The sequence below is a fragment of the Pseudomonas sp. T1.Ur genome (genome assembly GCF_023516725.1).
Lineage (GTDB): Bacteria > Pseudomonadota > Gammaproteobacteria > Pseudomonadales > Pseudomonadaceae > Aquipseudomonas > Aquipseudomonas alvandae.
The window spans coordinates 82,542-97,464 of record NZ_JAMGSN010000001.1; the positions used below are offsets into that span (position 1 = coordinate 82,542).

The following is a 14,923-nucleotide window of genomic DNA, read 5'->3' on the forward strand; positions in this document are numbered from 1 at the left end:
GCAGGTCCCTTGAGTCAAAGCAAAGATCAAAAGATCGTCCGAACGCGGCCCGAGCCTTCGCCAGCTCCTACACACCCCAGCGGGAGCAAGCTCCCTCGCCACAGGTAAGCGGTATGTCAGTTACTTCAAGTCCACCAATACCGGACCAGATGAAAGAAGATCGGTGCGGCGAAGCACACCGAGTCCAGGCGGTCGAGCATGCCGCCGTGGCCTTCGATCATGTGGCCCCAATCCTTGACCCCACGGTCGCGCTTGATCGCCGACATGACGATGCCGCCGGCAAAGCCCAGCAGGTTGATCAGCAGGGCGACGAGGAACGACTGCCACGGGTTGAACGGCGTGATCCACCACAACGCACCGCCGATCAGCGAGGCCAGGAAAATACCGCCGACAAAACCTTCCACGGTTTTCGAGGGCGACAGGTTGGGCGCGATCTTGCGTTTGCCGAACAACTTGCCGCAGACGTACTGCAACACATCCGAGAGCTGCACCACGATCACCAAGTAGGCGATCAGCAACAGGTTGCGTCCTTCGAAACCGGCGATGTCCAGGGTCAACAAGGCCGGCACGAAGGAGATGCAGAACACCGCGATCATCAACCCCCACTGCACTTTCGAAGCACGCTCCAGGAAGTGCGTGCTGTCGCCGCCCAGCGACGCCAGGATCGGCAGCAGGAGGAACACGTACACCGGAATGAAGATCGAGAACAGTCCGTACCAGTCGTAGTAGATCAACAGGTATTGCAGCGGCAGCGCCAGGTAGAACGCCGCCACCAGGGCCGGGTAGTCACTGCGCCGCGTCGGCGTCAGGGTCAGGAATTCCCGCAGGGCATAGAACGAGACTGCGTAGAACAGCAGGATCACCGCCGCGTTACCCAGCCAGAACGCGATGCCGATCACCAGCACCATGATCCACCAGGCGTTGATCCGCGCGTTGAGGTTCTCGATGACCGAGTTCGGCGCGCCTTTGGTTCGCAGCTTGAGGATGAAACCGACCAACGAGGCCAGCACCAGAATCGCGCCGATCCCACCAAACAACATCAGGGTATATCGATCCATGTCAGACGTGCTCCGGGGCCAGTGCCAGCAGTGCGGCGCGGCTGCGTTCTAGAAATTGCTCTTTGCTTTCGCCTTCCTCGATGCACAGCGGCGCGCCGAAACTGGTCGTGCACAGCAGCGGCAACGGCAACACGCGGCCCTTGGGCATGACGCGGTTGAGGTTGGCGATCCACACCGGGATCACCTCCACCTCGGGGTGGCTTTTCATCAAGTGGTAGATCCCGCTCTTGAACGGCAACAAGCCTTCCTCCGGGTTGCGCGTGCCCTCGGGGAAGATGATCAGCGAGTCACCGTTTTCCAGTGCGTCGAGCATCGGCTGCAAGGGGCTGTAGGAAGGATCCTTGCGCTCGCGATCCACCAGCACGCCGTTGAACACCCGGTTGATGATGTAGCGGCGCATCGGGCTGGTTTGCCAATAATCGGCCCCGGCCACCGGGCGGGTGAGCTTGCGCAGCGCCGGCGGCAGCGAGGCCCAGAGCAACACGAAATCACCGTGGCTGCTGTGGTTGGCGAAGTAGATCCGCTGCACGGGCTTGGGCGCACAGCCGAGCCACAGGCTGCGAGCGCCGGTGACCATGCGCGCGGCGGAGGTGATGAGGTTGGCGACCACGGGTTCGAACATGAGGATTCCTTGTCCCGAAAGCTTGAAGTTATGCGACATCTATCGCAGGCAAACCATGTGGCGAGGAAGCTTGCTCCCGCTGGGCCTTGTAGGAGCTGTGTAGGAGCTGACGAGTGCAACGAGGCTGCGATCTTGTCCCAGACAGTTGAGTCTCAAGCAAAAGATCAAGATCAAGATCAAAAGATCGCAGGCTTCGCCAGCTCCTACACACAACCCAGCGGGAGCAAGCTCCCTCTCCACAAAAAGCCATCCGTTTATTATTTAATCCCAAGACCCGAGTAAACCAGCCAGGGACTCGCCAGGACGAAGCTCACCGTCAACAGCGCCTGGATAGCCACCAGCCAGGCTTGGCGGCGCAGCAGTCGCATCGAACCATGGCTGCGCTCGGGCCAGGACCGCCCGCCACGCTCGACCGGTTGCAGGCCGAGATTGGCGAGGGCCTCGTCCAATGCCTGGGTGCGTTCGGTCAATGGCTTGCTGGCATCCGCGACGATCTGAAACAGATCGGCATCAAAGGCCACGCGAAACGCCAGGTATTTTTCCTGCATGCCGAGGACGAACACGCCAAAGCTCAACAACAGCAGCCACGGATCGACGCTACCCACCAGCCATTGGCCCAGGCCGATCAGCGCTGCCAGCAGCGTCAGGCCGGTGGACAGATGGTCCAGCGATTGACCGCGGCGCAACAGGCTCGCCACGGTGTGCAGCTCGATGTCACTGCTCATGGCGATTCCCCCTGGACATTTGCTCCAGCACCTGGCGATGGGCCGGGTGCAATACGACACCCGGGCGCGCACGGCGGATCAATGCGATTGCCGCATCGACACTGTCGGCACGGCCACTGTGCAGCAACCACGCCGCCACGGCGGTGGCGCTGCGCGAATAACCCAAGGCGCAGCAGACCAGCACCGGCCCGTGCTGGCGCAGTTGCTCGATCTTCTGCGCGGCGTCCAGGCATTGCTCGGCGGTCGGTGCGGTCAGGTCAAGTACCGGCACGGTGCGATAGGCGATGGCCGTGCTGTCCAGGGACAACTCGGCGCACAGGTCGAGCACGGCGCTGAACGGGCTGTCCTTCAACGCGGCGGATGTAGGAATCCGCCCGAGCCACACGTCATCCATGATCTGATCCGGCTGCGGGTGCTTGCGCGTCCACAGGCGGGAATTGATCCATGCCGCCGCCAGATAAGGCGCCAGCAACCAACGCACCGCCGGGCTCAGCCGGCCGTCTTCGCGCTTCTGGAACCCGCTTGCGCCGAACAGCAGATAATTCAGCGCCACCATCAGCACCGCGACCGCCGGCCAGATCAGCCAGAGCCACGCGCCACCGAAAGCAAACGCCGGGATAAACATCGCCGCCGCGCCCAAGCCATAACGCAAGGCCAGGCGGCGACGGACAGGATCTGTCGCCAGTCGGGCACTGAACAGCGGACTCGGCCGGTCCAGCGGCCACAACCAGACACACAACCAACCGGCCAGCGCACCGGTCGGCACGTCGACAAAATGGTGTTGATACGTGGTCAGCACCGACACGCCAATCAACGCGAACCAGCCGTGCATCAACCAGCGCCAGGCGCCTTGCAGGTGGCGCTCATAACAAACCCAGAGCACCACCAGCAACGCGATGTGCAGCGACGGCGCCTGGTTGAACGGTTTGTCGAAGCCCGCCAGCACCTCGAACAACCAGCCAAACACCCCGTCCATTTCCGGCCGGGGGAAGGTGAACGTCAGCGGCCAGAGCAGGAAGCAACTGACGGCGATGACCTGGGCCGTGAGCAGGCGCAAGGCGTGGCGCTTGAGTTCGTCGCGGCTGTTGGGCAATAGCAGGGACAAGCCGTACAACAGGTCAATCGACCAGTACGGCACGATGGTCCAGGCCATGAACGGCATGTGGCTTTCCCAGTCGAACACCAGGCTGCCGACGTCGTCACGCTGGGCCGTGACCCAGGTGGCGAAGCCGTACGTGGTGAAGAACAGCGGCGCCAGCAACAGCAGCCACAGCACCGCCGGTTTCAGCAGCGCGGGTTCGCGGGCCGGAGCGATGACGGCGCTCATTACTGGACCCGCTGCGCCAGCGAAACGCTGAAAATGCCCCACTCATCGACCCGCAGGGTGATCTTGCGGAAGCCTGCTGCCTCGACCAGCTGGTCCATTTCCGCCTGGGTACGTCGACGCATCACCCACGCCTGGCCGGCGCGGTGGCTGGTCAGGGCGCGGGCGATCAGTTCGAGCTGCGGGTGCCACGGTTGGCCGGTGTAGACGAGGAAACCGCCGGGCTCCACCGCTTCGGCCAGGCCGGCGAGGGAGCCGCCGACCATCTGGTTATCGGCGAACAATTCATACAGGCCGGAGACCACGGCGAGGGTCGGCTTCGGTTCGAGCGCTGCCAGGTCCTGGCGGTCGAAGGCATCGCCCTTGACGAAGCGCGCGATGTCGCCGAGGCCTTTCTCAAGGATCAGCGCACTGCCGTCACGCACGTTGATGTCGCTGTAGTCGCGCAGCAGGATCGACTCCGGCAACGGGCTGACGCCTTGCAGCGCTTCGAGGATGTAGCGGCCATGACCGGCGGCGATGTCGACGATGCGCACCTCGCGATCCTGGGCGCGCAATTCGGCCATCGCCAGGCGCAGCAGTTCTTCGACGTGCACCTTGCGCTGGCGAATGCCGCGCCAGCCGATGGAGTTCAGGTAATTCTGGTCGATCATCTTGCCCAGCGCCGAGGTGCCGGTGGGGCGATTGCGATAGACATAATCCAGCGTGCTGCCGGAGTCGAACCCGGTGTCGAAGCCCAGCTTCACACCGGCGGACAGCTTGCTGCCAAAGCGCATGCTGGCGCGGGTCATGCGCCAGTAAAGATCGCGCAACGAGTTGTGCGGCAGCGGCGTCGCCAGGGTTTCGGCTTCGGCGCAGGTCACGCCGAGGCGATCGGCGTCCAGCAGGGAAGGGCGTTCCAGCGGGCGGGCAAAATTCTGCAGGATGAAACGGCGGGCGCTGGCGATGGCGGGCGCACGGTTTTTCTCGCCCAGGGTGTCATGGAAGAAGCCCGGCAGGATGTGCTTTTCCTTGTGCAGGCTGCCCAGCCGCTCGAAGAATTGCTCCTGGGGTTTGCGATGCACCACGAAGTCGGAACCGGAGATCAACAGCTGCGTCGGCACCTGGATCGCCTGGGCATCGGCTACAACCCGGTCGGCCGCTTCGTACAGGCCCAGCAGCACATTCACCGAAATGGCCTTGGTGATCAGCGGATCGCTGTCGTAGGACGCGACTCGCTCCGGGTCATGGCTGAGGAACTTGGCCTTGACGTAGCTGTTGACGAAGAAATTGCCACGGAACTTGCGCATCAGCGCCAGGCCCGGACGGGCGAACGGCACGTAGAGCTTGACCTTGAAGGCCGGCGACGCCAGCACCAGCGAGCGAATGCGCGGCGCGTAGTCGTGGACCCAGGTGGAGGCGATCACCGCGCCGACGCTTTGCGCCACCACGGCAATGTTCTGCTCGTCGATCTGGTGCGTCGCGCCGATGTGATCGCAGAAGGTCTGCACGTCGCGGGCGCTGGTGGCAAAGCTCGGGCTGTCGCCCCGTTCGCCAGGCGACCGGCCATGGCCGCGTGCGTCCCAGGCGAAAAATTCGAACCCGGGCAAGTCCAGCTCATCCACCAGGTGGGCGATGCGCCCCGAGTGCTCGTGACCACGGTGAAACAACAACACAGCCTGGCGGGGTTCACCCGCCGTGGCCTCGACAGCCGGCCAGTGCCGGTAGAACAACTCCACGCCATCGTGGGTGGTGAACGTCAGTTCCTGGGCTTCGCGCATTGCAACTTCCTTATGCTGAGGGAGCGTTTTCCGTCACTTGGCTCAGGCCATGACGGACCCGATTGACCAAGGTATAAACCAGCAGGGCGGCAACCACCGCCATCACACCATCAACCCACAGCGCCCCGAGCCAACCCAGGGCAATACCGGTCGCCAGCACGCCAAACACAAAGGCGCGATCACTCTTGCCCATCGGCCCGTCATAGCGCCGCGAAGCGCCGACCATCGCCCCGAGCACGCCGGCGTATTCGCTGAACAACGCCAACAGCGTGACCAACAACACGAGCAACAGGCTGGTATCGGGAAACAGGGCAAAAGGCAGGATCAAGGCAGCGTCGGCGATGATATCGCATAGCTCATTGAGGTAGGCGCCCAGATTCGATTGCTGGCCAAACTCCCGCGCCAGCATGCCATCCACTGCATTCAACGCCATGCGCAGGAACATCCACACCGGCACCAGGACGAAAACCCACGGATGGCTGGCGAACCACGCAATCACCGCCCCCACCAGCACGGAAACGATGCCCGCGAGCAAGGTCACCTGGTTGGCGGTGACGCCCTTGTCGTAAAGGCGCTGTACGGTGGGGCGAAGCAGATTCTGGAAAGCGGGCTTGAGTTGATAGATGGAAGGCATATGGACTGTGATCTCGGCCGGATTCGGGGCAGGGCTTGTGCAGATGCGAGATTACGATAGGTTGGGGCGTTGCAGGTGGGTATTTGCTGGGAATGCGCGCGGGTAGGCATCTGCCGAGGTATTCGCGCTGGTGGAGCGACTCGATAAGGACCGTACAAATGCTGCGAGTGGATTGGCTTGTTAACCACATGGACACATGCAACCTGATGGCTGAATGGCTATATCAAGAGTTCAGGTATGAATTTGCCCATCAGTCGTTGGCCCATTGGCAAGAGGAGTTCTCGGCAGGGCAGCGCGATGGTCGCTGGAAATGCCTGGTCGCCCTGGAACACGACCGGCTACTGGGCGGCGCCTCGCTGGCAAACGACGACCTGCCCGAACGCCCCGACCTCGGCCCCTGGCTGGCCTGCGTATTCGTCCACCCGGACGCCCGCCGCCGAGGCCTCGCCGCGCGATTGATCGAAGGCATTTGCAACCATGCCAAAGAGGCTGGCTTCGCGACGTTGTACCTGCACACCCACAGCGAACGGGATTACTACGCCAAGCTTGGCTGGGAAGTGCTGCAGCGCTTCGAGGCGTGGGGCAAGGAGCAATGGCTGATGTCGCGGCGTTTATAACGTCGGCAGGAGCCCTAGCCCCCAGCCCGCAACGGCCCACCGACCGGGACGTACTCGATCGGCGCTTCCCCGGGCAGGTCTTTTATAGGGTCTTCGGCGTAACCGTAGCCTTCTTCCTTCAGATTGATCGAATGCACGCTGTGCTCACGGGCAGTGCTGTCGGTGAGCTTGGTGAATAAGCGGTGATCGGCGGGCAAGGTGAAGCGGTCACCGGGGTGGAGTTGGGCGAAGGTGAGGGTTGGGTGGTTCATGGCGGCGGGCTCCGTCTCGGGGTTGGTCTCTCTAAAGTTGAGAGGGAGCGTTGGGATTGGGTTCCGTTTTTTTGATTATCGGCTCGGTGGCCGGCTCGAAATACGGCTCTGGCCTTTAGGTGATCCCTTGTGGGAGCGAGCTTGCTCGCGATGGCGGTGTGTCAGTCGAGAGTGGTTTAACTGACCTGATGCCATCCAAATCCGCAGCCATGACAGCTTGCCGACACCGCCTTGCGCCTTTGCCTACAACTACGCCAGAATCCGCCGGCTTGTGCGCCTGGGCCCACGCCGGTAGCTTGAATCCCGTCACTGCTCATCAGTGATCGGGTTTAGCAGCTCGTGGTGAAACAGGTTGTGCAAGGCGTCATCCAGTCAGGAATTGTTCATCCTGTACTTGATGGTGGCTGTGCGCAGGGCGTCCCCGGACGCGCCGGTTTCTTGTTTCCCCGGTCTGCTAACCTGCGTACAGCTGCCTCCATTAATCATTGCCGAGCTGGGAGGCATCAGTGTGAGTCATAACTTGCAAAATATGCTTTAACCACATTTCGCCAGACTCCCAATCCATCCAATAGCAATAGTTGCATGGCATCTCAACCATAATAAGTTCTCTGATCTCTTCGTCGCTAAATTTAAACTTTAATGTACCGAGATTTCATTTTTAACCATGGCTATGATTTCAGGTGCAGAGGCCGAAACAAAATTTCTTATAATGTCATCAGGGTCTGGCGACTCGCACATCCAATCTTGATGGAAGTAGGTATCAAAGAAATAATGTAATTCTTTAAATTCAGTTTTCATCCTTCTGATAGTTTTCTCCGTAATAAATGCTATGGGTTCTGGGGTGTTATCAATAAATAACGGATGCCGCTAGAGCAGGCTTGGGGAGGCCACTGCGCACCGCCGATTTGCTATCGGTGTCATCTCCATTCAAGGTGTGTTTTCAGTCGTTTATCTGCCGTATGGACTCTACCCAAAGAAGAAAGTGGTCTTTTTGTAGTTGCGGGTCATTAATTATATCTTGATCTTCATAATCAAATATATTGACGATGTCGGTGAGTGAAACGTGCTTGCCTAGTGTATGTTCGTAAGCCGCTATGCCGGACGACATTTGTGAGGACATGCTTGATGGGCGCACGGTCCGTTTTGCACCCTTGCAAAGAAATTTAATATTGACGTGCTTTTTTATCATATTTCCAAGGCAGTCATAGATGTCCGCTCCAGAGTAGGTTTCTGGGTCGTTGTTCTTTAATGTAAGTATGATGCATGGTGTTTCTCTGTCGATGTCCAGCAATGCTTCCTCCCTCTGGTCGTTTCTAATGATGGGGATGGTTTTTCTATTTTTCATTATTTGGTTTCTCTGGGGTTGGGTAGTGAGTATCCTACATAGGAGCCATCAGATTTCAGTGGAGTAACTCCTATAATGTCCTCGGATTTTATTCGGTCAGGGATGGCTATTTCCTTCTCGTAACTGTATAGAACATCATTTGGATGAAGCTCTTTGTTTATGTCGTGCCCATGTATTTTTTTTAATATGTAAAGATATCCTTTTTTTGTTTTGTAGTCTGTTCCAAAGTAGATTCCGACATTTCTGTCGGTTGTGGTGCTTACGAAGTTGCTTGGTGGGTCTTTGTTATCCGCGACGTGGAGAGCTAGGTCAGTACTCTTGCCCCGGCTCAAAAAGCCTTCTGAAAAAATCACGTCTGGGCCCCTCAAGTCTCCTCGATAAAGATATGTCGGTTTTGGTGGGGGTACTTCACCTTCATCAACCCCAACCTTCGCCGCCGGATCCTGTTCGCCAACCGAGGGCTTTTTACACCCATCCTTCCCCGGACAATCCACCAACCCCAACGGATCCACCCACCCCGTCGGGTTCAGGGTGTACCGATACCCATTGAGCCCGCCCTTGAGCTTGCTCGGGTCAAACGTCAGATAGCGCCCCGTCTCCGGATTGTAGTACCGGTGCCGGTTGTAGTGCAGGCCGCTTTCCCGGTCGTGGTATTGGCCCTGGAAGCGCAGCGGTTGTTCAACGCGCTTGCCGTCGCCGTGCCGCAGTTCCGTGAGTTTGCCGTAGCCGTTGTAGCGTGCGCGCCAGACGATTTCGCCTTGGTGGCTGGTCAGTTCCTGGGGCGTGCCGAGGTGGTCGTTGTGGTAGTGGAATGGCGTGGCGTTTTGTGGGCCTTCGCCTTCGAGCAGGGCGAGGGGGCGGAAGGTGCCGGGTTCGTAGACGTAGCTTTGGTAGTGGCTATCGCTGCTTTCGGCGATGACTTGGTCGCCTTGCCAGATGAATTCCGTGGTGTGGCCGGCCACGGTCTTTTCGATGCGTCGGCCGAAGGCGTCGTAGCGGTAGGACGTTTCGCTGCCGTCCGGGCTGGTGACGCCGATGAGGCGGTGTTGGCTGTCGTAGCGGTAGTGCGTCACCAGGCAATGGGCCTTGCCGCGGCGTTCGCGGATGAGGTTGCCGTAGGCGTCGTAGTCGTAGTGGCGGTCGCCCTCCATGAGCAGGCGGTTGCCCTTGAGGGTGGTCGGGCCGGGGCGGTCTTGCAGCAAGAGGTTGCCGGCCGGGTCGTGGGCGAAGCGTTCGGGGCCTTGGCTGTGAGCATGGTCGATGCGGAGCAGGCGATCTTGTGCGTCGTACTGATAGCTGCGGCGGTTTCGCTTGTCAGAAAGCGCGGCGAGGTTGCCGCTGGCGCTGTAGGAGTAATCGCGCCAGAACAGTTGGTGCTGCTGGGTTTGCCAGACGGTCTGGGCCTTGAGCCGGCCTTGTTCGTCGTAGCGGTAGTCGCTGAGCAGCAAGCCCTGCTGGCGTTGGGTTTCGCGGCCGCCCTTGAAACGGTGTTCGGTCAGGCAGGTGCCGTTGAGGTCGATGGCGATCAGCGCGCCGCCGCGGGCGTGGCGGTAGTCGAGGGTGCTGCGGTCGGGCAGGCGACAGTGGATCAGGCGACCGACGCTGTCGTAGCGATAACGCAGGGTCGCCCAGCCCTGGTGTTCGGCGACTAAACGGTCCTGGTGGTCATATTCATAAGCCAGCGGCCAATGCCCGTCGTCGACGCTGACCAAGCGGCCGAGGGCGTCGTAGCGGTAATCGACCGCCTCGCCATCTGGCACGATCTTGCGCAGCAGGCGGCCAGCGCTGTCGCGTTGATAGGCAGTGATCCGCTGGCTGCCATCTGCGCCGTGTTCAGTCTTTTCCAGCAAGTGACCGTTGAGGTCGTAGGCATAACCGGTGCGCTGGCCGTCGAAGCCGGTTTCCTGTCGGATCAGTCCGTTGGGCGTGTAGTCCAGCCGATAGTGTTCGCCGGATTCGTTCTCGATGTCCGTCAGCAACAGCCGCGCCGAGTCGTAGCGGTACTTCAGTTCGCTGCCGTCGGGGTTGAGGCGGCGGCTGATCAGGTGCAGGTCGTCGGCGTATTCGTAACGGGTGGTGCGGCCCAGTTCGTCCCGCTCGGCGATGACCTTGCCGTAGGCGTTGTAGCGCCAGGCGCGGGTCGCGCCGGTGGGCAAGGTGGTTTGCAGCAAGCGGCCCACGGCGTCCCATTGGTAATGGGTGATGGCGCCGTGTTCGTCCTGGCGGGTCAGCAAACGTCCGAGGGCGTCGTAGGAAAAACACCGCTGGCTTCCATCGGGCAGGGTTTCTTCCGTCAACTGGCCCAGGCGGTTGCGCACAAAATAATGGGCGCTGGCGTCCGGGTAGCTGATGGTTTTCAGTTGCCCTTGGCCGTCGTAGTGGTACCAGGTGCTTTGGCCGTCCGAGTCGATGGCCTCGATGACATCGCCCTGGTCGTTGCGGCGGTAGGTCCACACGGCTTTGCCGCGCTGCCGAGCGTGCAGGAAACCGTTTCGGTATTCGTAGGACGTGGGCTCGTCTTCAGGCGGAATCAGCGCCACCAGCCGTCCGACTTCGTCGTAGCGGTATTCAGTGACGGCGCCGAGGGGGTCTTGCTCGGCGATCAAGCGGCCCTGTTCGTCATAGGCCTTGAGGTGCTCGCCGCCAGCGGGATCGACCTGGCGCACCAGTCGCGCGCGGTCGTCGTGAACGTAGACCTCCTCGCTGCCATCGAGGTTATGGACGGTGACGCTGCCGTCCTCGCCCCAGGTGTAGCGGCTGTCCATTTGCGCGAACGACGCCCAATGCCGCACGCAGCGCGCCGCGGGACCGAGGCCTTGCCACTCCCAGTAAAAACTCGCGCCCCCGGCCAGTTGCCGCTGGAGGATGACGTGCTGGTCGTCGTAGTCGTAGCGTTCGCTTTCGCCAGCGGCGTTAGTCGCTTCAATCAGTCGGAAACGGCCGTCGTAGCGGTAGGAAACCAGCGTGTGTTCGGTGCGCCAGCTTTCGTCGCGAGTCGGCGTCGGCTGAAAACTCTGATAGTCGATGGCAACCAGGTGACGGTGTTCGTAGCGCAAGCGCAGACAGCGTCCAGCGCCGTTGTCCAGGCGGCTGATGTCGCCGTAGATGTTGCGCTGGAGGGTCAGGCGGTTGTCGTACCGATCGCTCAGGGCGATCAGACAACCGTCGCGAAAGTGTAGGAAAGGAGCGTCTTCGCCGGGCTGGGCGATGATCAGTTCGTCCGGCTCATTGCTCAGGTAGATCGCCGCGCGGGCCAGGCTGTTGTGGATCGCCGGGCGTTGCAGGTTGGGCCGGGGGAAGGTGGTGCGGCGGTTTTCCTGGTCGATCCAGATGACCTGCTCGCCTTCGAGCAACAGGCGATGGGCCAGGGCATGGCTCCACCCGCGGCCGAGGCCGATGTCCAGTTCGGCGGCGCTGGTGCGATAGAGCCGGGTGAAGATAAACGGCAGGCATCCGTCGAGGGTGCCGTCGTCCAGGGTCAGCAGTTCTTCGCCGGTGACCATCGACACCGGGCAGCCGTGGGTGCGGGTCTGGGCGGCGCTGTCGGCCGGGTCGCCGTTGGGGTTTGTCGATTGAGTGGAGGCGTCGTCGTGGTGTTCTTGTTTGCTTAATCGGGTAGAGGGCTGGGCTTTTTCCCGCACGACCGGAGCCGGGTTGCTGACCGACAGCGGTGCGGAATCCCCAGCGGTGATGTGCAACGGTGTGACGGGAGCGGGGCCTACGGATGGTCCTCGGCCGGCAATCACGACCGGCTTGAGCACATCGGCATGGGCGTTAAGGCTGTCGCCACCGAGTTGTCCCAGGCGTTGGCTCGAGGCCTGCAGCCACGTCCGGACGCGTTCCGAGCGGACATGACGCAGCACCTTGCCGGTCATGCGCAGGCCGACGCCTAGTCCACCGGTAACCGCCGCCAACAGGAAGTTGATCAGCACCGAGGCGCGCAACTCACCCATGACCTCGGCGCTGTACTGCGGCGGCATCATCCGCAGCCAACTCGTAAAGGCCGCCGTGTAGACGAAGAGCAAGGGCTCATCGCTGAGGATCATCAGGCCTTTGGCAATCGCTTCGGATGACGCTTCCAGCAGTTGCTCAAGCTCGGCCTCGGTAAGGTATTCCAACAGCTTTTCGCTGTTGGCTTGCAGGTCCGCCAGCAGCTCGAAAAGCTGTTTGACGCTGTCCCACAGTCCGTACACGGCTCTTTCAAAGCCGCGAAGCTCGGCTTGCTGGAGCACATTGAAGCGCTTCGCGAAGCCGCTGTCGGAGAACTCTTTCCACAGCGGTTGAAACTCGTCCCACTCGGCACTCAGCCAGCGTTCGAGCTCGCCAATCACCTTCTGGTAGGACGCGTACAGCGCCTCGACATGAGCAGTCGTTACATCAGGAAAAAAGGTGATGCGGTAGCGCTTTCCTCGGTCGCATTCGCTGACTTCCAGGATGCCGCTCGGCCCGATCTCGTGACGGATAGGCTCGCCGAAAATTTCCTTCCCCGGCTCGCCCCCAATGATCGGTTCCAGCATCACGGGTGTGTTGCCAATCGGCACGAAGCGCGAGGACTGGAACATGTGCACGAGCGTCAGCGGGCCTTGGGCGGGGCAGGCCGCCACTACGGCGCTGACCTGCTTGCCGCCATTTTTCGCGGGTGCGAGCGACACCTCGTTGCCCACCTTGAACATCTGCTCGATGTCCAACGCCCGACCCGTCCAGAAACGTTCCGCCCAACTGTCGTAGTCGTTCAGGCAGTGGCGAAAGTCCTGCAACACCGCCTCGACATCCGGCTGGTCCGAGTCCATGAGCGCCATCACCAACGAACCAATGACGTTGCCCTGGGCAAGGATTTTGTCGTTGATGGACATGTAGGCCTCTCGCAACGCTGAAGTGGGCGCGAGACTTTGCCGGGGATGGCTGGAGAAATAAGTCAGGAAAGTAGGCGGGGTCTGTAGGGCAAATCTTTAATTGGTCCCGAATAGGCAAGCACCCCACCAAACCCCTTGTGGGAGCGAGCTTGCTCGCGATAGCGGTGGGTCAGTCAACATCTCTGCAGCAGACACATCCCTATCGCGAGCAAGCTCGCTCCCACAGGTTTTTTGTATTACCAACTTACTTGCTGGGCCTCATCCAGCCATTAAAAAAACCACCCCTTTGGCACCGATAACATCGTTTCTCGGGGGCGCGGCTTTTCCCTATATTGGCCCTCAGATTCCGGCGGATGGCTCAACGTCCGCCCCCTCAGTGCGAGTAGTCACAATGAACAAAAAACCTGACAGCGCAGGGCTTATCAACGCAGGAGCGGGCACCCGGGCGGTGTGGGGCGGGGAGCAAGTCAGGCATCCTTACAACGCCACCCAGACCCCCATCGTCGTCAGCGCCGCATACGGTTACGACGACATCGACGTCTGGTACGACGTCGCGCTGGGCAAGGCGCCGGGCTTTATCTACAGCCGCATGAGCAACCCCACCGTCGAGACCGTCGAAGCGAAAATCCGCGAACTGGAAATGGCCGAATCCGCCGTGGCGTTCAGCAGCGGCATGGCGGCGATCAGCAGCGTGCTCTACACCTTCCTCGCCAATGGCGATCGCGTGGTGTCGACCAAGGACAGCTACGGCGGCACCAACAAAATCTTCGAAGAATTCCTGCCGCGCACCGGCGTCGCCGTAACCCTGTGCGAAACCTTCGACCATGAAGAAATCGAGCGGGAAATCGCCAAGGGCTGCCAGGTCCTGTACCTGGAAACGCCGACCAACCCGACCCTGAAAATCCTCGATATCCCACGCCTGGTTGCGGCGGCGAAACGTGTCGGCGCGCTGGTGGTGGCAGACAACACCTTCGCCACCCCGCTGAACCAGAACCCATTGGCACTGGGCGTCGACGTGGTGGTCCACAGCGCGACCAAGTTCCTCAGCGGCCACGGCGATGTGCTCGGCGGCCTGGTGTGCGGCAGCGAAGCCTTGATGGCGAAGGTGCGTCATTACCGCGAAATCAACGGCGCCACGCTCGATCCGTTCTCGGCCTACATGATCATCCGCGGCATGAAGACCCTGGCCCTGCGCATGCGCCAGCAACAGTCCAGCGCCCGTGCCTTGGCGGACTTTCTCTGCACCGAACCGCTGGTGGAGTCGGTCAACTATCCCGGCTTGCCGAGCCATCCGAACCACGCCGTGGCCTGCGCGCAAATGTCCGGGTTCGGCGCCATCGTCAGTTTTGTGCTGAAGGGTGGCATGGAGACGGTCAAGGTGCTGTTGCCGCGCCTGCGCTTTGCTCATTGCGCGGGCAATCTCGGCGCCGTCGAAACCATCTACGGCCCGGCCCGCACCACCAGCCATGTCGAAAACACTTTGGAAGAACGCCTGGCCCTGGGGATTTCCGAAGGGCTGGTGCGGGTGTCGGTCGGCATCGAAGACACCGACGACTTGTTGGATGACCTGAAACAGGCCTTCGCCTTCGCCAGGAAGTCCCTCGACCCGCAACTCAATGAAGTGCTCACCGAGACCGCAAACTGAAGTCAGCAAGTTGATAACCCCGCGACAAGGCTGTCAGCGGGGCGTTCATGAATAGGAATAATAATAAAAGCTCTGCGGCGCTTGTCTGA

12 protein-coding genes are annotated in these 14,923 nt (G+C 60.8%); 2 read left to right on the forward strand and 10 right to left on the reverse strand.

The window, feature by feature from the left end; all coding sequences use genetic code 11:
• Positions 1-125: 125 nt before the first annotated feature.
• The 6 genes from M8Q45_RS00420 to M8Q45_RS00445 all read right to left on the reverse strand — a co-directional run bounded on the left by M8Q45_RS00420 (position 126) and on the right by M8Q45_RS00445 (position 6,123).
• On the reverse strand, positions 126-1,058 hold the full coding sequence (locus tag M8Q45_RS00420; protein WP_249873174.1) for a phosphatidate cytidylyltransferase: 933 nt from the start codon (positions 1,056-1,058) through the stop codon (positions 126-128).
• A gap of 1 nt (position 1,059) precedes the next feature.
• A complete protein-coding gene (locus M8Q45_RS00425; RefSeq protein ID WP_181289778.1) occupies positions 1,060-1,680 on the reverse strand; it encodes a lysophospholipid acyltransferase family protein in 621 nt (206 codons plus the stop codon).
• A 257-nt stretch (positions 1,681-1,937) separates the two neighbouring features.
• Positions 1,938-2,405 (reverse strand): hypothetical protein, encoded by a 468-nt coding sequence (locus tag M8Q45_RS00430; protein WP_249873175.1) that lies wholly within the window; start codon positions 2,403-2,405, stop codon positions 1,938-1,940.
• Positions 2,395-3,732 (reverse strand): phosphatase PAP2/dual specificity phosphatase family protein, encoded by a 1,338-nt coding sequence (locus M8Q45_RS00435; protein ID WP_249873176.1) that lies wholly within the window; start codon positions 3,730-3,732, stop codon positions 2,395-2,397. The genes M8Q45_RS00430 and M8Q45_RS00435 overlap by 11 nt, the downstream gene beginning before the upstream one ends.
• On the reverse strand, positions 3,732-5,489 hold the full coding sequence (locus M8Q45_RS00440; RefSeq protein ID WP_249873177.1) for a bifunctional alpha/beta hydrolase/class I SAM-dependent methyltransferase: 1,758 nt from the start codon (positions 5,487-5,489) through the stop codon (positions 3,732-3,734). Before M8Q45_RS00440 ends, M8Q45_RS00435 begins: the two co-directional genes overlap by 1 nt.
• A gap of 10 nt (positions 5,490-5,499) precedes the next feature.
• On the reverse strand, positions 5,500-6,123 hold the full coding sequence (locus M8Q45_RS00445) for a CDP-alcohol phosphatidyltransferase family protein (protein ID WP_249873178.1): 624 nt from the start codon (positions 6,121-6,123) through the stop codon (positions 5,500-5,502).
• A 158-nt stretch (positions 6,124-6,281) separates the two neighbouring features.
• Between M8Q45_RS00445 and M8Q45_RS00450 the strand changes: the two genes are divergently transcribed.
• Positions 6,282-6,740: a GNAT family N-acetyltransferase gene (locus tag M8Q45_RS00450; protein WP_249873179.1), complete on the forward strand. Its 459-nt coding sequence runs from the start codon at positions 6,282-6,284 to the stop codon at positions 6,738-6,740.
• A 14-nt stretch (positions 6,741-6,754) separates the two neighbouring features.
• Here M8Q45_RS00450 and M8Q45_RS00455 read toward each other — a convergent pair whose 3' ends face one another.
• From M8Q45_RS00455 to M8Q45_RS00465, 4 genes are all read right to left on the reverse strand, one after another.
• Positions 6,755-6,991, reverse strand: coding sequence for a hypothetical protein (locus M8Q45_RS00455; RefSeq protein WP_249873180.1), 237 nt, complete (start codon positions 6,989-6,991; stop codon positions 6,755-6,757).
• A 636-nt stretch (positions 6,992-7,627) separates the two neighbouring features.
• Positions 7,628-7,789, reverse strand: coding sequence for a contact-dependent growth inhibition system immunity protein (locus tag M8Q45_RS28490; protein ID WP_502940188.1), 162 nt, complete (start codon positions 7,787-7,789; stop codon positions 7,628-7,630).
• A gap of 142 nt (positions 7,790-7,931) precedes the next feature.
• A complete protein-coding gene (locus M8Q45_RS00460) occupies positions 7,932-8,336 on the reverse strand; it encodes a hypothetical protein (protein WP_249873181.1) in 405 nt (134 codons plus the stop codon).
• Complete coding sequence (locus tag M8Q45_RS00465; RefSeq protein ID WP_249873182.1) at positions 8,336-13,189, reverse strand: RHS repeat-associated core domain-containing protein; 4,854 nt, start codon at positions 13,187-13,189, stop codon at positions 8,336-8,338. The genes M8Q45_RS00460 and M8Q45_RS00465 overlap by 1 nt, the downstream gene beginning before the upstream one ends.
• 391 nt (positions 13,190-13,580) lie before the next feature.
• Here M8Q45_RS00465 and M8Q45_RS00470 point away from each other — a divergent pair, with 391 nt between their 5' ends.
• Complete coding sequence (locus tag M8Q45_RS00470) at positions 13,581-14,834, forward strand: cystathionine gamma-synthase family protein (protein WP_249873183.1); 1,254 nt, start codon at positions 13,581-13,583, stop codon at positions 14,832-14,834.
• The last annotated feature ends 89 nt before the right edge of the window (positions 14,835-14,923 follow it).